General features: G+C 40.7%; 1 pseudogene. It reads right to left on the minus strand.

The annotated features are described in order from the left end of the window. Window positions 1-792, minus strand: a pseudogene (locus tag ACHUFA_RS10965) (phage tail tip lysozyme); the annotation flags it as partial.

A 792-nucleotide genomic window follows, 5' to 3' on the forward strand; every position in this document is an offset into this window, starting at 1 on the left:
AAAAAGCTCATCATCAAAAGGAGTATCAAGAGAATGCCTGAGACAATCCAAGTCAAAGGATTTCCCGCAAGGACAGAAAAGAAAGTCATACTTCCCTTAATGGCTTGGACGATTCCTTTGAAACCTGCGACACTTTGTTTTCTGACATGCTTTAAAAAGGTTTTGTAGCGTCTTCTTGGTTTAAGAGGTTTCTGGCGTGTGAATCCTTTTCCCTTTTTGACGTTCTGGAATCGTTCCTTTCCGTGAGAAAATTTTGTTTTGGTAAACCGCACACCTGTCTGTCCACTTTTTTCTACCACCTTACCTGCTTGAAAGGTAAACCTTCCATAGCGTCTGGCTTTCAAACTAGTATCCTTCATGGTTCTTAGACCATCTAAATCATCCTCCTGTGCTATCAGGTCAAGGGATTCAGATGCAGCCAAGCCTAATCCAGCTTTGACTTTGGTAGAACTTTTCTTAGACTTTTGGACTTTCTTGAGTTGTTTAACCTCACGCTTGGCAGAACTTACGTCTTTTTCTGCACCTAGTCGATCAAATGATTTTTCTTGGTGAAACTGAAAGCGAGACTTCAGGGAAGGATTTTCTTTTTGGAAAGTAAACTTGGGATTAACTGCCTTTTGCTTCTCACTTAGTTTCACTTCTGACAAATGTTTTCTTGCGGTCCGCAAACGCTCTTGAGCTTGAGGAAGTCGATAGTTCTTGATTTCCTTTACCTTCAACAGTCTAGGAGACACATAGGTAATTTCTTTTAGGAACTTCTCTTCTGCTTCCTTTTGGCTACTGAGTAGATTT

Origin of the sequence: Streptococcus hepaticus (genome assembly GCF_043656315.1) — a bacterium.
Classification (GTDB): domain Bacteria; phylum Bacillota; class Bacilli; order Lactobacillales; family Streptococcaceae; genus Streptococcus; species Streptococcus hepaticus.